Raw genomic sequence first — 19,635 nt, forward strand, 5'->3', positions numbered from 1 at the left:
AGACTTCTTACGCTTTCATTGTCTCACAAGGTCTAGCTGACTGCAGGGTCTTGTGTCCCAAATCTTTGTCACCCACATCTCAAAAACCAGGTGTCACCTCTCGCAGCATCAGTTGCGATCGGGTTGGGAATCAAACGTTTTCCCATCCGATTTTTGTTTTGTCTCATTTGTCAGCCAGAGCGCTAAGTTGCCCACCATATCTACTCATCGCAACTCAGTTAAGTGATAGAAAAAATATATGATTCCCCAACCTAAAACTAATCGTTTGTTTTCCCGTTTAGGACTGTTAAGCATAATAATCCTGACTTTCTCGATGCTTTCAGCTTGCCAAAGCGTCAGTCTTGGCGGCTCGTCCTCCAAGGAAAGCGACTCATACGACCCCGGTAACTATCAGCGACTGCCCTATCAACAATTAGCTGCCGAGTACGAAAACGGGGCGGCCGAAGCTTGGCGTACCCAAATCACCCATCTCAAAGGAACGCAGATAACACCATTCGTATCGGAAGATGGGGAAACGGTAGCGGTCGCCCTCTATACCATTCCTAATGAAAATAAAAGCGGAGTTTTCAGCATCACCGGCTACGATTTAGCCAGCGGTAAACAGAAGTGGCATAAAGATTTTGATGGTAACGACTCTACGATTAGCGCCATTGATCAGATAGGTCCCGAGGCTTGCCTGCCCCAAACCTTCCGTAACAATATCGTTTGCAACACCGGATTGATAGATATTTCTACCGGAGAGGTCGAGAGTCTGCCCGAGGAGGCGTTCGGGACTTTCCCCGGCTCGGAGCAAGAGACCCAGCAGCTGCTTTTCAATACCAATGACCTGGCGGTCTTGTTTCATTACCAGCGAAACTCAACTAGTAACATTTCGGTTATTACCCCTGAAAATAAGGTGCTCTGGACTAAGCCGGTGGCAATTTTTTCAGCGCAAGGAATCTCTCCTATCTGCCGATTTGCCGACAAATCTGCAGTCTGCGCTAACCCGGATGGAAAAGTACAGATACTCGATCTAAAAACTGGAAAGGTGAAGAAGGAGCTCACCCAATTAAAAGAGGATCCCGACTTCCACATGTTCAATGTCGCCCTACAACTAGATCCCGATAACGAGGAAATCATCTTATGTATTCCAGGGGCAGATTCAGCATGCGAAAAATACAAGGCAGATGGCACTCAGATTGACTCTGAGGACTTTAGCCTTGAGATGGCTCGTCGCGGCGCGGTTACTCATGATCCCATGCGGGTAGAGAAGTTGAGTTACCCGGCGACTAAAGAGATACCGGAAATCGGCGCTACTAAGAGCGTGGAACTCACTGGCCAAGACCAAGATAAACAAGAAATTCGTGCCACCAAAACCAGTGATAGCCAAGATCTGTGGCTCATTAACCACAGTGGTTACAATCAGTGGCGAGCCAGCGGAGGCTACCTTTTCTTGGCAACTGCCAGTGGAACCGCTAAAGATGCGAATGATCCTGACGACAACGGAGAATATACGGACAGCATTACTACAGATTTCGTCTTTATTCCTCCTCTTAGCAAGCAATACGAAGTAGGGAAAACTACTTTTGGGAGCGGCAAGAACGGTACCCGGGTACTTCGTGCCGGCAGCTTCACCGGTAGCGGAGACGGTGACCTGATCGGAGGCGCAGCTGAGGGGGTTGTGAAGGCCGGGAACAGCGCCAATGGTGGAAACGGGAAAGGAAAGTACGGGAAATACTCCTCTTCTTCGGGAACCCGACTGGGGGAAAACTACCTAGAGAATTCAGGAGCAAAGATTCCCGAACTACCCATACGTTCGGTAGCAATCGCCAATATCGACGGCGTATCGTCCTCCCAAATCCGGCTTACTCAACAGTTCTTTGATGATTTAGCCGCCGGGAACTTAGAGAGAATCCGTAAATCCTGTTGGACTATGCCTGCAGAAGTTATGGACAATCGCTATTTCAATGACCGGCTCCGCGGCGCGATTCTGCAGGCCGGGGCAGCAGGAGGACGCGTTGTAGATGGCGGTGCTGAATGGCAAGGCAAATATGTTTCAGTTATGTTCTCGCAACCGGAACTGAACTCTAACTATCCGTGTCCCGCGATTCGGGTAGGCGGAAAAATTGATGCGCTTAGCCCCGCGGATGCCGTCCATGTGGCCAAGCGGGTAGTGGGACAAATCGATGGGCAACCGATTCATGTCCACGATGACGGTCGCTACGAAACTGTGTGTGGAGCTTCTAGCTCTAGCCAAGTAAAGAGCGTGACACAGGGAGGTTTAGTCTCCAAGATCCGCGAGATAGCCGCTGGTGGCGGAGTGTCCATAAAACCGCTAAAGCAGCAAAAGGACGATGTGCTTTATAGAGCAAAAAGTGGCAGCGCTACCATCACCTTGCGCCAGCATTTAAAGACCAGTACTTACTGTATTGAACCGCGTTAGGAACGGCGGTGCTGAATCACCCACGCCCACATGGCTACTGCCGCGGCCGCGCCTACGTTTATGGAGCGGGTAGAGCCATATTGGGTAATCTCGTAAACCGCTGCGCATTCCGCGAGCATTTCTGGGCTTAAACCGTTCGCCTCCGACCCGAAAACCAGGCAACAGTTCTCCGGCAAAACCGCGTCCTCTAGCGGCTGGGATCCCTCCACATTGTCTATCCCAATCAGGGTAACCCCCGCCGAGCGCGCCCAATGGGCAAAAGACTCTGCATCCGGGAAATGGTCTACGTGCTGGTAACGATCGGTTACCATCGCGCCCCGTTTGTTCCAGCGGTGCGCCCCTACGATATGCACGGAGTTAGCACCAAAGGCGTTAGCTGAACGCACTATGGAACCGATATTGAAATCATGGTCGAGGTTTTCGATCGCCACCTGGAAAGGGAAACGTTCACTATCCAGGAAGTCCCGAATCGCATCCCGGCGCCAATAGCGGAAACGATCCTCCACATTGCGGCGGTCACCTTCCTCCAGTAGCTGCGGATCCCAATGCTCCCCCTCTGGCCAATGCTCTGACCCGCCCGGCCAAGGACCAACCCCATTACCCATAGGCTTAGACTTTAAACCGGTCACGCTGTAGGTAGCCCGTAAAGCGGCACACTAGAGAGCGGGGAGCCTTCCAGGTTAAGAAGCTCATGACCTTAAAGATTACGGAAGGTACCGAAATAACTTTTCCGCGTGCCAGATCATTCAAGGCTTGCTCAACCACATATTCCGGGGTTAGCCGGGCAATAGTGGGCACGTCCTCGATCTTGGTAGTGATCTTGCTAAAGAAGCCGGTATCGGTAGTCCCTGGCTTTAGCGCCATAACCTGCACCCCACTGCCGCGCAACTCCTCTGCCAGGGCGCAACTGAAAATCTCTACCCAAGTTTTATGCGCGGCATAGGTACCCATGGCAGTTCCAGACGCTACCGAAGACACATTTAAAATCGCACCGCGTCCGCGCCGGCGCATCCTAGAAGCCGCGGTTTGGGAAAGCAGCATAACTGCCCGCACCATTACGTTTAGCCCGCGCACCTGTTGAGAAGCGGAACCGTCTACGAAATCTTCCGCCAGGGCAAAACCGGCATTATTAACCAGCAGTGAAATCGGGCGCTCGGGGGAGGCTAAACGGCGCGCCACTTTCCGCAATCCTTGTTGCATAGCTAAATCGGCAGGTAACACTTCGCAGGTCACCCCATAAAAGTCTTCAATGCGTTGTGCCTGTTCCAGCAAAACATTTTCTCGCCGCGCCACCATCACTACATTGTGTCCGCGCCCCGCCAACTGGTTACAAAACTCTAGGCCGAGCCCACTGGAGGCTCCGGTTACTAAAACCCATGACATCTTTTAATCCCCCTCGATTCCTAAATCTGTCAAATCTAGTGCCGCCAGATATTCCCAGCCGGCCTGGTTAACTTTTTCTTTAGCTACATCGCCACGATCAACTACCACCGCTACACACAGCACTTTTGCTCCTGCTTTTTCCGCTGCCTGCGCTGCGCGAATAGGCGAACCGCCAGTGGTGGAAGTATCTTCCACGATCACCACCTGTTTTCCGGCGATATCCGGGCCTTCGATCTGGCGCCCCATCCCGTGATCTTTAGCTTCTTTACGCACCACGAAGGCATCAATATCAAGACCCCGCGAAGCAGCGGCCTGCATAATCGCAAAAGCCACTGGATCCGCCCCCATAGTCAGCCCGCCGACCGCATCGATATCTTCCGGCAGGTAACCGGCCTCTTCTAGCAGATCCAGCAGCACATGCCCGATCAGAACTGAGGCTTCGTGATGCAGGGTGGAGCGACGCAAATCAATATAGAATGAGGATTTCTTTCCGCTGGCCAGCGTAAAATCCCCGTATTTAACAGATAGCTCTTTGATTAAAGAAATCAGGCGAGCCTTTTGAGAGTCGTTAGCGGTCATGACATTCAGTTTATCGGTTTTATAACCGCTATGGTTGACACATGAGGATTGCAACTTGGAACGTTAACTCTATTCGGGCACGATATGAGCGGGTGAGCGCGCTTTTGGAGCGGGAAAACTTGGATGTTTTGGCAATACAAGAAACCAAATGCCGCCCAGATCAGTTCCCTTATGAACCGTTTAAGCAGGCCGGATACGAAGTCGCGGTGCATGGAGCCAACCAGTGGAACGGGGTGGCGATTATTTCTCGGGTAGGTCTCGAGGACGTGCAGCAGGATTTTCCCGGGCAGCCCGCTTACGGGAACCCCGGGAAAGAACCAGTAGTGGAACCGCGCGCAATCAGCGCCCTATGCGGCGGGATAAGAATCTTTTCCCTCTATGTTCCCAATGGGCGCGAACTATCCCATCCCCACTACCGCTATAAGCTGACCTGGTTAAAAAACTTGCGCGAGTATGCGTCCTCGCTGCTAGAGGCGGATCCAAAGATACAACTGGCACTAATGGGCGACTGGAACATTGCCCCCTTTGACCAGGATGTGTGGGATATGGAGGTGTTTGCGGGTGCCACCCACGTATCTAAACCCGAACGCGAAGCCTTCTTCGCTTTCGCGGATGCTGGTTTCACTGAAGTCACCCGCGACCTGTTCGACCAATACACCTATTGGGACTATAAACAGTTACGTTTTCCCCGCAATGAAGGGATGCGGATTGATTTTGCCTACTGCTCCCCTGCTTTGACCAGCCGGATTAGCGCAGCCCAGTCTTTGCGGGAGGAACGCAAAGGTAAGGGCGCCTCCGACCATGTGCCGGTGATTCTTGAGGTGGCTCCCTAAGCCCGCTGAGCGTTTTTGCCTACTTCGCGCAGGGCGCGGTTAAGTTCTGGCCACAGCTGCTTATGGAGGGCGCCGAAACGCTCTTGCCCTAAGAAGACTGCTCCCAGGCGTATGGCGGGATCAATCCACAAGAAAGATCCGGATTGCCCGAAGTGTCCGTAGGTATCCGGGGAAGAATCCGGCAGAGTCCAGTGCGGATCTTTGGCGGCGCGGATTTCGCAGCCTAGCCCCCAAGCATTGTCGCGGTGAAAACCATATCCCGGTAACACCCCGGGTAGCTGGATTCCATCACTGCGCGACCAGGCAGCAAACAGTTCCAAGGATAGGAACCGCGGGCAGGCGGCCTCGAAAGCAAAAGCCAAAAGTTCTCGCAGGCTGCCATGCATTCCCCAGGCAGGCGAACCTCGCATTTTGCGCTTTATTCCCAGATGAGAAAATAGCATTTCCGCAACCCAGGTAGCAAAAGGAACCCCGCTGCGCTGAGCGAGCAGCTCACCGAGGATTTCGTATCCCGAATTGGAGTACACACGGCGGGTATGGGGCGTACGGGTAAATTCTCTTTTTTCATGATCGAGGCCGCTGCGGTGCGCAAGCAGGTCGGCCACGCTAACGGAACGAAGCTCGGTTACTCCTGGTAACTGGGGCAAGGGTTGATCCAAGTCGAGGACGCCGTTTTCGACGGCTCCCAGAATCGTACGGGAGGTAACCAGCTTAGTGACTGACATCCAGGGATAGACTTTGTCCTGGTCTCCCCAGGTACCTATAACCTGGCAGCTTTGGGGTAAAGACACAGATTCATAGGAAAAAAGCGCGCAGGAAACCGGGAAAGGAAACTGCGTTAAAACTGCAGTTACTGGGTCAAAATCCATCCCCACGAGTCCCTAGAAGGGGCGGGCAGCCATAACTGCGGTAAGAGCCGCCACTGCTTCACGTGGCACGACACCAACATCCGCCAGAGTATTGTATTCGTCGGTTTCGAGAACATTGTTGATAACCAAACGGCCCAACAAATCGATGCTGAGCGCCTGGTTCTCTTGCGCGTATTCGAGGTCGCTGGCCACCAGAATGCCAGAACGAACAATTTTGTCCAAGATTTCTTCCGGCACATCCGAAAGACCGTACTTCTCCATTTCCTGGGAGGAAAGGCTGATGTATCCCTTTTCCAACAAATCTTCCAAGGTAAATCCAGCCACCTGTTCGATTGCGGCCATTGCGGAGGGGGATGCAAAACCGCTGGACATGATGGCGTGAAGCGCCTTGGGGTTGGTGAGATCCACCTGGTTGATAATCAAGTTGGTCAAGGAACCGACTACATCTACCCCATCCCTGTTGTAGAGCCACTGGATATGTAGGCCGTACCATTCGGCCAGGAGGGAATGTGCCAGTGTCTTGGGATCGGAATCCTTGTTGATGAGATCGTCTTCTTGTAGCTGCCCAAAGGCGCTGGTTAGCACCTTTTGTAACCCTTCAAAACGAGCCGCGAAGTGGTCGTGTGCCGGGTGCACCTCGTTGGAAGCTTCCACCGACAACATACATTCCATTTCCACGATCGTGGGGTTAGAACTGAGCTCGGTAGAAAGTTCAGCGAAGGCATTAAAAACTTCGAAAGGCTGCATGTTACGCATAGCCTGAACATCGAAGTTGGAGCGATCCTCATAGCGCTCGATAACCGCCATGAGCAGGGCTTCTTTTGAGGGGAAGTGGTAGATAACCCCCGGGTGGGATATGCCAACACGGCGAGCCACATCGCGCATAGAGAGACCGTGGTAGCCAACTTCCGCAATCATATCTACAGTTGCGTCAAGTATGGCTTCACGCCGAGCCACGCCACCGGCGTATGGTCCGCGTTCCCCGCTCTTATGTGCTGGTTTGGGCACCTGGGCATCCCCCTCCCGTTTGCCTATCGCCTATACTTTTTTCTACCACTGGGCATAAAAATACCCGAGCTCTATCCAGGATACAGTTTTTCTCCCCAAATCACCTAACAAATCGGCGATGATTTATAACTGCTCCACCCGTATCCAAGCGCAATCGACCCCCCTATCGCCTGGAATTTTACACATTCCCGCTCAAATACCTTCACTAGCTGGTCTTTTAATGAAAATAGATATCAAAAAATGGTGCCGGAAGCTTATCTAGCTTCCGACACCATTTTTACGACTACCCGTCATTAAATTAACAACAGGTGGAATCTTCCCGCCGGGGCGGCGTGCCCCTCCGGTACCGTCACCTTGATTTCGGCGCCGTCTTCCCACTTTCCAGCCAGAAGACCTTGCGCCAGCTGATCGCCAATTTCGGTTTGAATCAGGCGGCGCAGCGGGCGCGCCCCGAACGCCGGGTCATAGCCGCGATTAGCTAACCACTGCTTCGCGTCCTCGCTAACTACCAACTTCAGGCGGCGAGACGCTAGCCGCTCCATCACTTGCGCTAACTGCAGATCCACAATCTGGGCAAGCTGAGCCCGACTGAGCGGCTTGAAGATCAAAATCTCGTCAAGTCGATTCAAGAACTCCGGCCTAAAGTTGGCTTTCACTGCCTCTTTAACCAGACGTTCTTTCTCATCCTCGCTCATATCTTTCTCGGTCAGATACTGCGAGCCCAGGTTAGAGGTAAGCACCAAAATAGTGTTCCGAAAATCTACTACCCGACCTTGACCGTCAGTCAGTCGCCCATCGTCTAACACCTGCAGCAGCACGTGGAAGATTTCCGGATGCGCCTTTTCCACTTCGTCCAGCAGAATCACGCTGTAAGGACGCCTACGCACCGCTTCAGTCAGCTGACCGCCTTCTTCGTAGCCCACATAGCCGGGAGGGGCACCAATCAGGCGCGATACCGAGTGTTTCTCCCCGTATTCGCTCATATCGATGCGCACCATAGCGGCAGGGTCATCAAAGAGGAACGCCGCTAAGGACTTGGCAAGCTCGGTTTTCCCAACTCCGGTAGGCCCGAGGAAAAGGAAGGAACCGGTCGGCCGGTTGGGGTCAGACACCCCTGCCCGCGAGCGCCGCACCGCATCCGATACGGCTTGGACTGCCTGCTCTTGGCCGATTAGCCGTTTCCCGATCTCCGCCTCCATATGCAGCAGCTTGTCGGTTTCGGTTTGCAGCATTTTTCCGGTAGGAATACCCGTCCAAGACTCCACCACTTCGGCAACCTCGGTGGGGCCAACTTTTTCGACTACCATGGCGTCGGAGCCATCACTTTGCTGTTCCTGCTTTTCGGCGGCGGCGATCGCAGCTTGAATCTGGGGAATTTCCCCGTTCTGCAGCCGTCCCGCAGTTTCCCAATCGCCACTGCGCATCGCCCGCTCTAGCTGGGTGTTTAGCTTATCGAGTTGGGCGCGCAAATCCCCGACCTTATTGCGAGAGGCTTTTTCGGATTCCCAGCGCACATTTAGTTCATCCAAGACCTGTTGCTCTTTGGCGATCTCTGCGCGCAAATCTGCTAGGCGGGCCTTGCTCTGCTCATCTAAGCCTTCGCCCTCAGAGTCTGCCAGGTAGGCTTCTTCCATTTTCAGCCGGTCTACCTGACGCCGCTTTTCATCTACCTCCACCGGGCTCGAATCCAGCTCCATCCGTAGACGGGAAGCGGCCTCGTCAATCAGGTCTATAGCTTTATCCGGTAGGTTGCGGTCGGTGATATAACGATCCGAAAGTTTCGCCGCGGCCACCAGTGCCCCATCGGTAATCGTGACCTTGTGGTGCGCTTCGTATTTGGGGGCTATCCCGCGCAAAATCGCTACCGTATCCTCTACGCTAGGTTCTGCCACAAACACCTGTTGAAAGCGGCGTTCTAGGGCGGGATCTTTCTCGATGTTTTGTCGATACTCGTCCAAGGTGGTAGCCCCCACCATCCGCAGCTCGCCGCGCGCCAGCATGGGTTTAATCATGTTTCCGGCATCCATGGCGCCTTCAGATCCACCCCCGGCACCTACTACCGTGTGCAGCTCATCGATAAAGGTGATGACTTCCCCGCCGGCGTTCTTGATTTCCTCGAGGACGGCCTTGAGGCGTTCTTCGAACTCGCCACGATATTTTGCCCCCGCGACCATTGCCCCTAAATCTAGGCTAATCAGTTTCTTATTTTGCAAGGACTGGGGAACATCCCCGGCCACAATCCGCTGTGCCAGGCCCTCTACGACTGCGGTTTTACCTACCCCGGCCTCTCCGATTAGCACCGGGTTGTTCTTGGTGCGCCGCGAGAGTACCTGGATAACCCGCCGGATTTCTTTGTCCCGTCCGATTACCGGATCTAATTTCCCGCTACGTGCCACCTCAGTGAGGTCGCGTCCGTATTTTTTCAAGGCTTGGAAAGAGGATTCCGGGTCTTGAGAAGTGACCGGGTCTTTACGAATTTCCTTTAGCTTGGCTCGCAAGCTATCTACGCTGGCACCCGCGCCCTTTAACAGCTGAGTAACTGCCGTCTGACCTTCGGAGTCATCGGCGAGAGCGATTAGCAGATGCTCGGTGGATACGTATTCGTCGCCGAGTTCCCGCGCCAGATCGCCGGCCTTATTTATAACCCGGCGCATCGCCATTGAGGTTTGCACCTCGCCTACGCTGCTACCGGTGACGCTGGGAAGTCTTCCCATCAGGTGGTGCAGCGGCGCGTTAATTTGCTGGGTGCGATTAGGCACCACCGCTTCTAGAAGCGCAAACGCGATCGAGTCGGTTTGCCCTAGCAAAGCATTTAAAAGATGTTCCGGCTCTACCTGGGGGTTGTTATTGGCTTGCGCGGTTTGTACCGCATCCCCTAAGGCGGCCTGTGATTTTACTGTAAGTTTTGTTTCCATTTTTCCTCCCGTATTCCCATCCGGGTGGGATGGGGTGTTGCTATTTAGTCCAACACCTCTAAAGTTGAGTTTATTCCACTCAACTTTATTTTTTGGGTTAACTACCTCACAAAAACCATCCCTAGCCCAAGAAAGCTAGCACACCCGGAGGACGTGCGAAAACGAGTTGCTAAAAAGTCTCTGATTGCGCCCCAAACCCAGGACACTCCGGAAAACTAGCGATAGTAGGAGTTAGTCATGAGAGCTTGTCGATTGTCCCGACCGCGTTTTACCGTCCAGATTATTCCCCAAATCAGCAAGCCGATACCTACAAATCCCATAATCGTGGGGAGGATAAATGCCCAGACCAACAGGGTAAAGGTAACATTGGGAATCACGCTGATGGCGGTGATAGGGGCTTTATCGGGCTGGGCGCTCTTGCAATCAATCACCAGCTTCCCGCGAGAGTGCAGATTGTAACTGAACACCTCGTTGTTCTTTTCACTGCCGGCAGTGTCGGCGCTGAAATCTGCCCCCGCATCGGTTTCGGAAATAAGTTCCTGACCGTTGAAGGTAGTTTTACAAGTAACCTCAGTATCTTCTGGCACCTCTACCAGCACTATGGTGCGCCCGTGATAATCATCTTCACGGGTGATGACGCTATCGCCACTGTGCCTTTCCATACCGGCGCTGATATTAACTCCATACCCGACTAGCATTCCGATGCAGGTTATCGGGGCGAGGACGATCATCAAGATGATCCCCAGCACCAACGTAGCAATGGGCACTGCTTGGGATTTTCTTTCCGGACGCGGAGTTACCGGGTCATTGCTAAGGCCGGAAAAACTGCCCGGTCCCATATCTCCCGGTCCGCCTGATTGGGGCATTCCCGAGGGCGCGTTCCAATTCGTGCTCCCCTCATATCCAGGCGGGGTGGGAAAATTATTTCCTGCTGGGGAAGGACTTTGCGGTTGCGGGTAAGAGTTGGCACCTGTATAACCACCTGCGGCTTGCCCATAAGAAGGCTGAGAGGCGGGAGGCTGCGGAAAGTTATTACCGCCATTATTTTGGGCACCAAAGTCATGGTGAACGTTAGGTTCAATTCCAGAACCAAAACTATTTTGCTCACCAAGGTTATTTTGCGGAGGATTTCCAGGAAAAGCCGCAAAATTATTGCCGCTATCCCGGTTAAGGGGTTCTTGCTCCGCCGCCTGCTCCGGGGAGGAAACCGGCTGCTGAGATGAGGACGGCGAGGCAGCTTGGCGCTGTTCGGCAGGACTTCCAGAGTAAAGTTTCCCGTCTAGCACCCATTGTTCTTGCTCGCTCGAGTTAGCGCCGTACCTATTTGGAGTTTCGTTCATCGTTTCTCCCTTGCCTAGTTTCCTCAATTGTAAGGGCTAGCATCGATTTTCACCCCAAATAACTATTTGTCCTGGTAGATAGGGCACAAGCTCCTGTCCAGACACCCGCCGCGATCCTGGGAACTTAGTCAAGGGAGAAACTTCCCCAGTAGGAGCAGCGGAAAATACCCTGCCACGTCCTCGTTCATAAATAGCGATCCGCTGACGCAAACGCTCATTTTCAGCCGCCAAGCGGGCAGCAGCACGTTGCAACTCTAGCACCCGCTTAATGCCTGCCAGGTTAATACCCTCTTCTTGGGAAAGACGCTGCACTTCTCGCAGTTCCGCAATATCTTCGGCGCTATAACGCCGCCCTCGCCCCTTAGTGCGCTTAGGGATAACTAGTCCGATGCGATCGTATTGCCGCAGAGTTTGCGGATGCATCCCCGCTAGCTCTGCGGCCACCGAAATCACATAGAGCGTTTCAACCGTGGCAGTCATTATTGCCTCTCAAGCTGACTGCGGGGGTTAAAATCCGGGTGATCGGCGCGAATCGCTTCGCCTAGCTGCTGGGCAATATCCACTACCCGACTAGAAGGTTTGCGCGGATTCACTATCCGTACCGTGGCCACCACGTCTAATCCCTCTAGACCTTTGCCGCGCAAGCGCAGCTTGGTACCACTGTCGGCTCCGGCAGGTATCTTGATAGTTGCCTGTTTACCGCCAAGCAGGGGCACTTTAACTTTGGCGCCCGCAAGTGCTTCGGCAGCGGTCACTGGCAGCTGCATTTGTAGGGCTTTACCGTCAAAGGAATACAACGGATCGGGAGTAACGTGAACTGTCACTACCAGGTCACCGTTTCCTCGCGGCCCCGGCCGCCCTTTACCGCGCAGCCGCAGTTTTTTACCATCGCGGATCTTACTAGGAATCCGCACGGTCATACTCTTGCCATCTACCGTCAGCTTCATAGTGCTGCCCGCCATAGCAGTCCGAAAATCCAAGGTAACTTCGGCAGCTAAATCTTTACCTTTGCCACCATTGGAAAAACCGTCAGAAGTCGCGCCGAAAGCCCCGGATGCCCCGAAGCTGCCGCGACCGCCTCCGGAAAACAGCGAACCAAGCATGGAGCCAAGGTCGCCGTCACCCAAGTTGATCCTAGCGGAGCCGCCTCCGGGAGCGGTTCCGCCCCCAAACATAGAGGCGAATACGTCGTCGAAGCCTCCGGCCCCACCATGACCTCCGGTGGGGCCTGCGTTGAAACGCGCACCACCGCCTGCCATAGCGCGAATAGCGTCGTATTGACGTTTTTGTTCCGGATCAGACAGTACCTGATAGGCCTCTCCGATTGCCTTAAACTTGTCTTCGGCAGCCTGGTCACCAGGGTTTTGATCCGGGTGATATTTGCGTGCCAATTTTCGGTAAGCCTTCTTTATTTCGGCCTGATCTGCCTTTTTCGATATTCCCAGGGTGCGATAAAAATCTTTTGCTACCCAATCTTGTCCGGCCATGAATGCTCACCTCCTTAATCCCTAATCCGGGTTATTTACTATTACTTTTGTTGCCCGCAGTACCTGATCGCCCACTTTGTATCCGGGCTGGAGCACCTGGGCGATGCTGGGTTCCCCCGCCCCGCCACTTTGCGCCATCATGGCTTCGTGTACGTTGGGGTCAAACTCATCCCCGTTATTGCCATAGCGCGTTAAACCAAAGTTGGTTTCTAGGGTGTTCTCCAATTTGTTAGCGATCGATTCGAAGGGGCCTTGCAATTCGCCGGCCTCTCGCGCCGCCTGCACGTCATCCAGCACACTTAGCAGCACCTGCAACACCGCTTTTTGCCCATCTGTTCGGTGGGCAGACATCTCAGTTTTGCTGCGCTTGACATAGCCGGAGTATTCCTGCTGCAAGTTATAGGTTTCGGCTCTTGCCCGGGCTAGCTGTTCTTCTAACTCAGCTACCTGGGCTTTAAGCTGTTCTACCTGAGCATTTGCGTCCTCAGGCTCGGCTTCTTCAGCCGCGCTGCCTTCTGCTGGCACGGCTTCGGGATCGCTATCGATTTCTTCGCCCAGACGCGCAGCTAAATCTGCAAAAGCCGCGTTTTCATCCTGCTTATCGGCTTCTTCCGGTTTAGCGCTGGCAACCGGCTCTGACTGCACAGAGGCGTCCGAGCTGACCGGTGCTGACTGTTCCGGAATACCGGTATTTTGAAGATCCGAAGCCTGCGAGGCGGAAGCATCCGCCTGATTTTCTAATTCTGGATCCGAAGTGGGATGCATTGGGTCTTTCACCTTGATCTTTATCCTCCGTTTCCCATTTTGCTCTTCCAAAATTCTTCCTCCTGCCGGTGGGGCGCCCACTTTCGCGAGCGCCCCAGACAGCTTGAGACTAAAGAGTTACTTGTCTTCGTCCTCGTCATCGACCACTTCCGCGTCGATTACGTCATCCTCGGCTCCGGCACCAGCATCCTCAGCGGAGGCGCCAGACTCTGCCTGGCTTTGCGCCGCCTCGGCCTGAGTTTGCGCATAGAGGGTTTCCCCAATCTTCTGCGACTTGGTATTGAGTTCTTCCATCGCAGTCTTCACGGCCTCGATGTCTTCACCTTCCAAAGCCTTCTTGACCTTGTCGGAGGCTTCACGTACCTCTTTGGCGATTTCCTCGGGCAGTTTCTCGGCGTTATCTTTCAGCAGCTTCTCGATCGAGTAAACCGTCTGTTCCGCCGAGTTACGCAAATCGGCTTCTTCGCGCCGCTTCTGATCCTCTTCCGCGTGCGCTTCGGCCTCTTTAACCATGCGGTCGATCTCGTCCTTAGAAAGCGCGGAACCTCCAGAAATAGTCATCGACTGTTCCTTATTGGTGTTCTGGTCTTTCGCCGAGACGTGCACAATCCCGTTGGTGTCAATATCGAAAGTGACCTCGATCCGGGGAACCCCCATAGGCGCGGGCAAAATCCCGGTGAGCTGGAAAGTTCCCAGCGACTTGTTATCGCGGGTAAAGGTACGTTCACCCTGGAATACCTGGATTAGCACCGAATCCTGATTATCTTCCGCAGTAGAGAAAATCTCCGAATGCTTAGTAGGAATCGCGCTATTGCGCTTAATCAAGGTGGTCATTACCCCGCCCTTGGTTTCAATTCCCAGCGACAGGGGGGTGACGTCAATCAGGAGGACGTCGCTGCGGTCTCCCTGGATAATCCCGGTTTGCAGGGCGGCACCGCTGGCCACCACTTCGTCGGGGTTAACCGACTTATTGGCTTCTTTTCCGTCGGTCAGGGACTTTACCATATCGGCTACTGCCGGCATCCGGGTAGAACCACCCACCAGCACTACGTGGTCAATATCGGATACGTGAATCTTGGCGTCTGCAATTACCTGTTCGAAGGGCTTGCGGGTGCGTTCTAGGAGATCCTGGGTCATTTCCTCGAAACGGGCGCGAGTTAGACGCTCATCAAGGTGAACCGGGCCAGACTCGGCCATTGACAGATACTGCAAAGAAATCTGAGTGGAGGTAGCCGAAGACAGTTCCTTCTTGGCCTGCTCCGCAGCATCGCGTAGACGCTGAATTGCGATCTTGTCGTTCGACAAATCCACACCGGTATTGGTCTTAACTGTGCCAATCAACCAATCCACGATTCGCTGATCCCAATCGTCACCACCGAGGCGGTTATCCCCGTTAGTGGCGCGCACCTCGATAGTGGAAAAGCCGTCCTCATCCTTCATTACTTCCAGCAAGGAAACGTCGAAAGTACCGCCACCGAGGTCGAAGACCAAAATGGATTCGTCCTTTTCGCTCTTTTCCAAGCCGTAAGCCAAGGCGGCGGCAGTCGGCTCGTTTACCAGACGCAGTACGTTTAGTCCCGCGATTTTACCGGCATCTTTGGTGGCCTGGCGCTGCGCATCGTTGAAGTAGGCAGGCACGGTGATTACCGCGTCCTGTACCGAGTCCCCCAAGTATTCTTCGGCGTCTTTCTTCAGTTTGCCCAAAATAAAGGCGCTGATCTGCTGAGGGTTGTATTCCTTATCATCAATTTTTACTTTCCAGGAGCTATCTCCCATGTGGCGCTTCACCGAGGCGATGGTGCGATCCACGTTAGTCACCGCCTGCCGTTTGGCCACCTCTCCTACCAGGACTTCCCCGGCCTTGGAGAATGCCACCACCGAGGGGGTGGTGCGCTGACCTTCAGCATTAGCGATAATAGTGGGCTGCCCCCCTTCTAGAACCGCAATCGCGGAGTTGGTGGTGCCCAAGTCAATACCTACTGCACGTGCCATAGTTTCTTCCTTCCTACAAATTTATTTAGTCTTTTTAGCTCTAGGTTCTGGCGGCTGACGCCCGACAGTTTCAGTCTTCGCAACTTCCGCCGAGATTCCATAAACCTTGAGCCTTACGCACTCAAGGTTATCAAATCCTGAGGAACTATCAAGCCAAATCCCTAAAACCTGAGTCTACTTAACTCAACTCCGTAAACCCGACTTTTATTCCCCCGCCTCCGAAATTTTTTCCAAAAATTTAGAAAATCTCCTTTACCTGCACTTTTAGTTTCGGAGGGGATGGATGGGGCGCAAGTTTTCCCGAAGAAACCCCAGCTGTGGGGATTACACTTTCCAAATTGCGCTTTCAGCGTATATGTTTCTTAAGTAGGATTTTTCCGAAGATAAAGGAGCAATCATGGCAGTCGAACTGGTCGAAGAGTTCAGCGAGGAACTTGTAGAGGCATTTTCGCGCCTTATCCCCCAGCTTTCACAATCCGCTAAACAGCTAAGTGCCGAACAGATCAAAGACTTCTGCGAACAAGATGGAGTTTACCTGCTAGTTTTCCGCTCCGAAGAAGGCAAGATTTTAGGGATGCTCTCTTTGGCAACCTTCAAGATTCCCACCGGAAAACGCGCCTGGATTGAGGACGTGGTCGTGGATTCGGCTGCCCGCGGTCACGGAGCCGGCCAAAAACTAGTTGAGGCTGCAGTAGTTCACGCCAAGAAGGTCGGGGCAAAAACCGTGGATCTTACTTCCCGCCCCTCGCGCGAAGCCGCCAACCGCCTCTATCGGCGCTGCGGTTTCAAGCAGCGGGAAACCAACGTTTATCGCTACGCTGATAACTAGCCCCATCTGACTACCCCTGCTGCGGTCTGATACTTAAAGTTTTTGAGGACGCAGGCGAACTTACCCCAGTCTGCAAGATAAAACACATCGCCGATTTATTAGGATATTTGTGCAGGTAAGAGTATTTTATTTTATGTTTCTTCCCGGACGCGTGGGCACCTAAGGCGTGACTTAGCTAGCATTGTTCCCCAAAGTCAGTATTCCTCGGGTAACAATGGTGGCAACAGCAGTCGAGAAATAAGGAATGATTTATGACCGCCCTGTCTATTCCCGCTTTGGAACTTTCTACCGGATACCAGATACCGCAGTTCGGTTTGGGAACCTACAAACTCCCCGCTGAGGATTGTGTAGATGCAGTTAAATATGCGCTGGATCTGGGGATTCGCCATATTGATACCGCGCAGATGTATCACAATGAGGCGGAAGTAGGGCGCGCGATTGAAGAATCCGGAATTGACCGCGAAGATATTTTCTTGACCACCAAGCTCAATAATGACAAGCATTTACCGGAGGACGCTCGTAAATCTTTCCAACAAAGCCTCGAGGATCTGCGCACCGACTACGTAGATTTATTCTTGATTCACTGGCCACTGCCAACCCGCTATAACGGCGATTTCGTGCAGACCTGGCGCACCCTCCTAGAGTTCCAATATGACGAAAAGGCACGCACCGTAGGGGTTTCTAACTTCCAGATACACCATTTAGAGCGCTTGATCGCGGAAACCGGGGTGACCCCGGCGGTCAATCAAGTGGAGATTCACCCCCACTTTGCCAATAATGAACTGCGCGCCTTCCACCAGCAACATGGAATCGTAACCGAAGCCTGGTCACCGCTGGCACGCGGGAACGTTTTAGGGGAAGAAAAAGTAATTGCCGCCGCCAATCGTTTAGGAAAAACTCCTGCCCAGGTAGTGCTGCGTTGGGGCATTGAGCGCGGAGACGTCCTCTTCCCCAAGTCGGTTCACCCCAACCGCATTAAAGAAAACCTGGATATTTTCGATTTCCAGCTCGATGAACAGGCCAAAGCGGATTTAGATTCCCTGGATAAGGGCGAGGCCGGCCGATCCGGCTCCCACCCCGACACCATGGACATCCTCTAAACCCCTATACCGCGACTAGCGACACAAGGGCTGATCTTCACGGTTGGCGCGGGGGCTAGATTTTCCCTCCCGCTTGAAAACAGGTAACGCCGTTCCCTGGAATAGGTTGGTGCGGTAAAAGCGCTCGGGGGACCCCGGTGAGCCTTGCTTCGCTCGGCTCAAGCCCCCTCTCGCATCTTTTACCACACCAATAGCTAGTGCCCGCCTGCGCAGCAATAGGCGCACTTAATATCAAGACATAGAGGGCTGTTTAGTCTCAGCTATGCGCGGGGGCTAGATTTTATCCGAGTGGGTGCGGTGGGCATAAGAATTCGGGGAAAGACTTCAGTCTTTCCCCGAATTCTTGGGCGGGAGGAAAAATCTAGCCCCCGCGTAACCTACTTGCGTTGATACAGGCTAGTTTTCACGATTGGCGTGGTAGTAGTCGATTAACGCTTTAGTAGAAGGATCTTGCTGCTCCAAGACCTCCTGGTCACCGGCGATTGCCGGAGTGAGCGCCTTGGCGAGCTGTTTGCCCAGCTCCACGCCCCACTGGTCGAAGCTGTTAATCCCCCACACGACCCCTTGGGTAAAGGTGATGTGTTCATAGAGGGCGATTAGCTGCCCCAGAACCGAGGGGGTTAGCCGCGGCGCCATGATTGAGGTCGAGGGCTTGTTGCCAGCGAAGACCCGGGCCGGCACGATTTGTTCCGGGGTGCCTTCTGCACGTACCTGATCAGCGGTCTTACCGAAGGCTAGTGCCTGAGTTTGAGCGAAGAAATTCCCTAGGAAGAGTTCGTGCTGATCGTTATCGCCATCTTTGAGCGGCCAGGTGGGATTGGCGAAAGCAATGAAGTCGGCGGGAATCATTTGAGTCCCTTGGTGAATCAGCTGGTAGAAGGCGTGCTGCCCGTTGGTTCCGGGCTCTCCCCAGAAGATTTCTCCGGTATCGTAGGATACCGCTGCCCCATCCCAGCGCACTGACTTACCGTTGGATTCCATAGTTAGTTGCTGCAGGTAGGCCGGGAAACGATGCAGGTATTGGGAATAGGGTAAGACGGCGTGGGTAGGCGCGTGCATGAAGTTGCGGTACCACACGTTGAATAGTCCCATCAATACCGGAACGTTTTCGGTCAAAGGTGCAGTCCGGAAATGTTCGTCCATGGCGTGCATTCCCGCCAGGAAATCAGCAAAGCCCTCTTTCCCGATCGCGACTGCCAGGGCGGTACCTACTGCGGAATCTACCGAGTAGCGCCCTCCTACCCAACTCCAAAAACCGAAGGCGTTATCCGGATCGATCCCGAACTCCGCAACCGCCTCAAGGTTGGTAGAAACCGCTACGAAATGCTTCGATACTGCCTGGCGCGCGTCCTGTTCACTGAGCTGTTCAGTTTTTTCTTTTCCTTCCCAGATTCCGCGAGCCGCTAACTGTTCTAGCAGCCAGGTGCGAGCCGCCCGGGCATTAGTTAGGGTTTCCAAAGTAGTGAAAGTTTTGGAGGCCACTATAAACAGGGTGGTTTCCGGATCCAAATCCTTCACTTTTTCACACAGATCCGTGGGATCGATATTGGATACGAAACGGCATTTAAGCTCCGGTTTCGCATAGGGAAGTAGCGCCTCGTAGGCCATTGCCGGTCCCAGGTCTGAGCCTCCAATTCCGATGTTCACCACGGTGGTGATGGGTTTGCCAGTAATTCCCAGCCAGGAACCACTGCGCACCTTCTCGGCAAAGGCATAGACCTGCTCCAGAACGGCGGCGACATCAGCGCTCACATCCTGTCCATCAACTTTTAGATTATCTTCGCGAGGACGCCGCAGGGCAGTATGCAGCACCGCGCGATCCTCGGTGGTATTAATGTGATCACCTGCGAACATGGCGTCCCGATGTTCCTCGACTTTGGTCTGTGCCGCCAGGCGTGCCAGCGCCGCCAATACCGGGGCAGTTACCAGATTCTTTGACAGGTCCACTTGCAAATCTGCGGCCTTAAAAGTCAAATCTTCCGCACGGCTAGGTTGGGATTGGAACCAACCCGCTAAATCTGGCTGGAACGACTGGGCAAGATTCTCTAGCTCTTGCCACGCCTGGGTAGTAGTGGGATCAATTGGGGCACTCATGTTTTCTCCTATTTGAATC

16 protein-coding genes are annotated in these 19,635 nt (G+C 53.6%); 4 read left to right on the forward strand and 12 right to left on the reverse strand.

Annotation, left to right across the window (positions count from 1 at the left end; translation table 11 throughout):
• Positions 1-238: 238 nt before the first annotated feature.
• Complete coding sequence (locus KO216_RS07380) at positions 239-2,422, forward strand: hypothetical protein (RefSeq protein WP_215523587.1); 2,184 nt, start codon at positions 239-241, stop codon at positions 2,420-2,422.
• Here the strand turns inward: KO216_RS07380 and KO216_RS07385 are convergent.
• From KO216_RS07385 to pyrE, 3 genes are read right to left on the reverse strand one after another with little or no spacing between them, the layout of a single operon-like run.
• The gene (locus tag KO216_RS07385; protein ID WP_215523588.1) at positions 2,419-3,027 is read right to left on the reverse strand and encodes a TrmH family RNA methyltransferase; all 609 of its coding nucleotides are present in this window, start codon (positions 3,025-3,027) and stop codon (positions 2,419-2,421) included. The genes KO216_RS07380 and KO216_RS07385 overlap by 4 nt on opposite strands.
• 4 nt (positions 3,028-3,031) lie before the next feature.
• Positions 3,032-3,805 (reverse strand): SDR family NAD(P)-dependent oxidoreductase, encoded by a 774-nt coding sequence (locus KO216_RS07390; RefSeq protein ID WP_215523589.1) that lies wholly within the window; start codon positions 3,803-3,805, stop codon positions 3,032-3,034.
• Between the two features lie 3 nt (positions 3,806-3,808).
• The gene (gene pyrE, locus KO216_RS07395) at positions 3,809-4,384 is read right to left on the reverse strand and encodes an orotate phosphoribosyltransferase (RefSeq protein WP_215523590.1); all 576 of its coding nucleotides are present in this window, start codon (positions 4,382-4,384) and stop codon (positions 3,809-3,811) included.
• Positions 4,385-4,425: 41 nt separating this feature from the next.
• Here pyrE and KO216_RS07400 point away from each other — a divergent pair, with 41 nt between their 5' ends.
• Complete coding sequence (locus KO216_RS07400; RefSeq protein WP_215523591.1) at positions 4,426-5,217, forward strand: exodeoxyribonuclease III; 792 nt, start codon at positions 4,426-4,428, stop codon at positions 5,215-5,217.
• Here KO216_RS07400 and KO216_RS07405 read toward each other — a convergent pair.
• From KO216_RS07405 to dnaK, 8 genes are all read right to left on the reverse strand, one after another.
• Positions 5,214-5,942 carry a serine hydrolase domain-containing protein gene (locus KO216_RS07405; RefSeq protein ID WP_374047480.1) on the reverse strand — a complete coding sequence of 243 codons (729 nt, stop codon included), beginning with the start codon at positions 5,940-5,942 and terminating at the stop codon, positions 5,214-5,216. The genes KO216_RS07400 and KO216_RS07405 overlap by 4 nt on opposite strands.
• 156 nt (positions 5,943-6,098) lie before the next feature.
• Complete coding sequence (locus tag KO216_RS07410) at positions 6,099-7,094, reverse strand: TetR/AcrR family transcriptional regulator (protein WP_215523593.1); 996 nt, start codon at positions 7,092-7,094, stop codon at positions 6,099-6,101.
• Between the two features lie 293 nt (positions 7,095-7,387).
• The gene (gene clpB, locus KO216_RS07415) at positions 7,388-10,009 is read right to left on the reverse strand and encodes an ATP-dependent chaperone ClpB (RefSeq protein ID WP_215523594.1); all 2,622 of its coding nucleotides are present in this window, start codon (positions 10,007-10,009) and stop codon (positions 7,388-7,390) included.
• A 215-nt stretch (positions 10,010-10,224) separates the two neighbouring features.
• Positions 10,225-11,349, reverse strand: coding sequence for a hypothetical protein (locus KO216_RS07420; protein WP_215523595.1), 1,125 nt, complete (start codon positions 11,347-11,349; stop codon positions 10,225-10,227).
• Between the two features lie 36 nt (positions 11,350-11,385).
• The gene (locus KO216_RS07425) at positions 11,386-11,829 is read right to left on the reverse strand and encodes a heat shock protein transcriptional repressor HspR (RefSeq protein WP_215523596.1); all 444 of its coding nucleotides are present in this window, start codon (positions 11,827-11,829) and stop codon (positions 11,386-11,388) included.
• Positions 11,829-12,836, reverse strand: coding sequence for a DnaJ C-terminal domain-containing protein (locus tag KO216_RS07430; protein ID WP_215523597.1), 1,008 nt, complete (start codon positions 12,834-12,836; stop codon positions 11,829-11,831). The genes KO216_RS07425 and KO216_RS07430 overlap by 1 nt, the downstream gene beginning before the upstream one ends.
• A 21-nt stretch (positions 12,837-12,857) precedes the next feature.
• Entirely contained in the window at positions 12,858-13,652 is a 795-nt protein-coding gene (locus KO216_RS07435; RefSeq protein WP_251451985.1) for a nucleotide exchange factor GrpE, read from the reverse strand.
• Between the two features lie 66 nt (positions 13,653-13,718).
• Complete coding sequence (gene dnaK / locus KO216_RS07440; protein ID WP_215523598.1) at positions 13,719-15,593, reverse strand: molecular chaperone DnaK; 1,875 nt, start codon at positions 15,591-15,593, stop codon at positions 13,719-13,721.
• Positions 15,594-15,990: 397 nt separating this feature from the next.
• Here dnaK and KO216_RS07445 point away from each other — a divergent pair, with 397 nt between their 5' ends.
• Both KO216_RS07445 and KO216_RS07450 read left to right on the forward strand, forming a co-directional pair.
• Complete coding sequence (locus KO216_RS07445; protein ID WP_215523599.1) at positions 15,991-16,422, forward strand: GNAT family N-acetyltransferase; 432 nt, start codon at positions 15,991-15,993, stop codon at positions 16,420-16,422.
• Between the two features lie 251 nt (positions 16,423-16,673).
• On the forward strand, positions 16,674-17,522 hold the full coding sequence (locus KO216_RS07450; RefSeq protein WP_215523600.1) for an aldo/keto reductase: 849 nt from the start codon (positions 16,674-16,676) through the stop codon (positions 17,520-17,522).
• A 396-nt stretch (positions 17,523-17,918) separates the two neighbouring features.
• Here the strand turns inward: KO216_RS07450 and pgi are convergent, their stop codons facing one another.
• Positions 17,919-19,616, reverse strand: a complete 1,698-nt coding sequence (pgi, locus tag KO216_RS07455) for a glucose-6-phosphate isomerase (protein WP_215523601.1) — start codon at positions 19,614-19,616, stop codon at positions 17,919-17,921.
• Positions 19,617-19,635: the final 19 nt, after the last annotated feature.

This window comes from Varibaculum prostatecancerukia (genome assembly GCF_943169825.2).
GTDB lineage: Bacteria > Actinomycetota > Actinomycetes > Actinomycetales > Actinomycetaceae > Varibaculum > Varibaculum prostatecancerukia.

Bases quoted from the DNA above. Each gene is read 5' to 3' on its own strand.
- KO216_RS07380 (WP_215523587.1), top strand. From the start codon at position 239: ATGATTCCCCAACCTAAAACTAATCGTTTGTTTTCCCGTTTAGGACTG.
- KO216_RS07385 (WP_215523588.1), bottom strand. From the start codon at position 3,027: ATGGGTAATGGGGTTGGTCCTTGGCCGGGCGGGTCAGAGCATTGGCCA.
- KO216_RS07390 (WP_215523589.1), bottom strand. From the start codon at position 3,805: ATGTCATGGGTTTTAGTAACCGGAGCCTCCAGTGGGCTCGGCCTAGAG.
- pyrE (WP_215523590.1), bottom strand. From the start codon at position 4,384: ATGACCGCTAACGACTCTCAAAAGGCTCGCCTGATTTCTTTAATCAAA.
- KO216_RS07400 (WP_215523591.1), top strand. From the start codon at position 4,426: ATGAGGATTGCAACTTGGAACGTTAACTCTATTCGGGCACGATATGAG.
- KO216_RS07405 (WP_374047480.1), bottom strand. From the start codon at position 5,942: ATGTCAGTCACTAAGCTGGTTACCTCCCGTACGATTCTGGGAGCCGTC.
- clpB (WP_215523594.1), bottom strand. From the start codon at position 10,009: ATGGAAACAAAACTTACAGTAAAATCACAGGCCGCCTTAGGGGATGCG.
- KO216_RS07420 (WP_215523595.1), bottom strand. From the start codon at position 11,349: ATGAACGAAACTCCAAATAGGTACGGCGCTAACTCGAGCGAGCAAGAA.
- KO216_RS07425 (WP_215523596.1), bottom strand. From the start codon at position 11,829: ATGACTGCCACGGTTGAAACGCTCTATGTGATTTCGGTGGCCGCAGAG.
- KO216_RS07430 (WP_215523597.1), bottom strand. From the start codon at position 12,836: ATGGCCGGACAAGATTGGGTAGCAAAAGATTTTTATCGCACCCTGGGA.
- dnaK (WP_215523598.1), bottom strand. From the start codon at position 15,593: ATGGCACGTGCAGTAGGTATTGACTTGGGCACCACCAACTCCGCGATT.
- KO216_RS07445 (WP_215523599.1), top strand. From the start codon at position 15,991: ATGGCAGTCGAACTGGTCGAAGAGTTCAGCGAGGAACTTGTAGAGGCA.
- KO216_RS07450 (WP_215523600.1), top strand. From the start codon at position 16,674: ATGACCGCCCTGTCTATTCCCGCTTTGGAACTTTCTACCGGATACCAG.
- pgi (WP_215523601.1), bottom strand. From the start codon at position 19,616: ATGAGTGCCCCAATTGATCCCACTACTACCCAGGCGTGGCAAGAGCTA.